Origin of the sequence: Streptomyces sp. A012304, assembly GCF_026008495.1 — a bacterium.
Lineage (GTDB): Bacteria > Actinomycetota > Actinomycetes > Streptomycetales > Streptomycetaceae > Streptomyces.
The window spans coordinates 1,429-3,694 of the sequence record NZ_BQUN01000130.1 but is presented as its reverse complement, the minus strand read 5'-3'; the positions used below and the strand labels follow the sequence as shown (position 1 = coordinate 3,694).

At 70.1% G+C, this 2,266-nt stretch carries 2 protein-coding genes and 1 pseudogene; 2 read left to right on the top strand and 1 reads right to left on the bottom strand.

Annotation, left to right across the window (positions count from 1 at the left end; genetic code table 11):
* Window positions 1-122 precede the first annotated feature (122 nt).
* Window positions 123-314, top strand: a complete 192-nt coding sequence (locus ALMP_RS32975; RefSeq protein WP_264935130.1) for an SDR family oxidoreductase — start codon at window positions 123-125, stop codon at window positions 312-314.
* A 17-nt stretch (window positions 315-331) separates the two neighbouring features.
* On the opposite strand, the pseudogene ALMP_RS32970 reads toward ALMP_RS32975, so the two are convergent.
* Window positions 332-1,389 (bottom strand): annotated as a pseudogene (locus ALMP_RS32970) (transposase); the annotation flags it as partial.
* A 101-nt stretch (window positions 1,390-1,490) separates the two neighbouring features.
* On the opposite strand from ALMP_RS32970, the gene ALMP_RS32965 reads away from it, so the two are divergent.
* On the top strand, window positions 1,491-2,075 hold the full coding sequence (locus ALMP_RS32965; protein ID WP_264935128.1) for a hypothetical protein: 585 nt from the start codon (window positions 1,491-1,493) through the stop codon (window positions 2,073-2,075).
* Window positions 2,076-2,266 lie beyond the last annotated feature (191 nt).

Here is a 2,266-nt window from a genome sequence, read left to right as displayed (position 1 = left end):
CCGCTTCCCGCGTGATCCCCACCGGATCACGACAGCATCGCGAAAAAGCCGTCCCCGGCCATGCGGCTGACCGACGCCCATGACAGTGGGCTCCAGGGGCACTGCGGGACGGGGGCGCTGCCGTGATCTGCCCGGTGGCCACGAGCGATCCGAACCGGTTCGACGAGAGGATGATCGAGAGACCCACATTGCGCCGGTTCGGTGACGCCGGCACCGACATCGGCGGCGTGGTCCTGTTTCTCGCCGGTCCCGAGTCGTCCTACGTCACCGGGCGCACTTTGCATGTCGACGGTGGCGTCGGCACGTTCCGCTGATGCCCTTAGCTTGATCTTTAACCTGCGCGGCGGGGTCGTGGAGTCGTTGACTTCATCGTTCGTTGTTTCCCGGTGTCTGGTTTGCGGACTGTGTGCACGTCGTAACGCGGGGTGGGCCGGGTGTTCTTGCGGCCGGGTGGTCGTCCCGGGCCGGGCTGGGACGGTTTCGGTGCTCTGGCTGGGCAGGCGGCCTGCGGACGCAAGTGCCGAAAATCGCGGCGGACGCGGGCCGCGGTGAGCCTGTTCGGCGGGCTCGGCTTCTCCCACGGCCGGCGCAGGTCGGCCGCCAGCGGTCGGGCCAGCCGCAACTGGGTGTGGACGGCGAGGATCAGCCAGGTCCACCGGTCAGCCGCCTCAGGAGTGCGGACTTTCGGGCAGGTCCAGCCCAGCGTCTGCTTGAACAGCCGGAAAGTGTGCTCGATGTCGAAGCGCCGCAGAAAGGCCTGCCAGAGCAGGTCGACCTGGGTGGCGGTCGCGTCGGTGCCCGACCACCACAACCACACCGGCTTCGGGGTCGCGCCGCTGGGCAGGTACTCGACCTGCAGACGGATCACAGTGCCCTCGATGACCGGCAAAACGCCCAGCTGGGACACCCACGCGGAGCGGTGGGTGAGTCTTGGGTGGAGCCGGTCCCAGGCTCGTGCGGTGGCGGTGCCGTAGAGACGGGACCGGGTCAGGGCCGCCGCGTCGGGGGTGTTCCAGGTGGCCGGGTCGCCGAAGACGAACTCGCTGCCGTGACGGGGCGGACGGCCCCAGGTGCCCGGTTCGCGGGGCGGTGCCGTCCGGCGCAGGACACGGTCCGAGCGCATCCGGCCCAGCACCTGCACCGGCAGGTCCTTGAGCAGGTGGGCCAGGCGGGGCACGTCGTATCCGGCGTCCACCACGATGAGGATGTCCGGGTCGCCGTCCTTCCACTGCCCGGCGTCCATCAGCCGCTCGATGAGCTCGCGCATCTGCCGGGCGGTGACGGTGGCGGCGTCGTCCCCGGCGCGAGACGCAGGGCGTCCAGCGGCGCGGTCCAGGAGCTGCGGCCTGCTTCCAGCGCGCAGATCACCGAATACGGCCAACCGGGAAGGGTGCGGCTCTTCCTCAGTGAGCTGGTGATGCCGTGCGCCGTTGCCGTTCGTGCGCGGACGGCGGATCGTCGTGTCCTGAGACGTGGTCTTGGAGGCGGCGATGGTGTCGTGGCTGGAGGAGCTCGATCGGCGGGAGGCTGCCGCGCGGGAGGGAATCGCCGAACTGTGGTCCCAGATCGAAGAGTTGACCAGGCGTCTTGCTGACCGGGAGACGGTGTTGTCCCGGCTGGAGATCACCCGGGAGACGATGACGGAGATCCTTTCCGGCGAGGGGGCGGTGACGGTGTCCGTGGACGGGGCCGCGGGGGAAGTCCCGGTGTCGGTGGAGGGGAGCCGGGCGGGATCTCCGGTCGGGGTGCGGCTGGTGCCGCAGTGGGAGCCGGGGGTTGAGGCGGATGTGCTGCCGCGCTCGTACCGGGACGTCGTCGAGGTGTTGCAGGACGCGGTGCGTCCGATGCGGGCGCATCATCTGTGCGCCGCGCTGGGGTTGTCGACGGACAAGAACAAGGTGGAGGGGTTCCGTTCGAAGCTGAAACGGCTGGTGGAGCGGGGCTGGCTGGCCGAGGACGAGCCGGGCCTGTTCGCGTGGGGTGGCGCGCGACGGGCGGGCGCGGGTGCGCCGGAGCGGGAAGCCGCGGCCGACGAGCGGCGTCGCGCCGGTGTGGGGCCGGGCTCTCGTCCCTAGCGTCGATGGTGCCAACCAGATCGCCACTGTCCGAAGGCGAGAGCCCGATGAACGCAGCGTACGAAACGGCCGCGACGGCTGACCCCTTTGCCCGCGTGTTTTCTTCCCTCATTTCCCTGGCCACCCGGCTCTCCAGCCCGAAGCACTCACCGCGACGCATGAACAGGCCGAGGCCGACGTCGAGGCGGGCT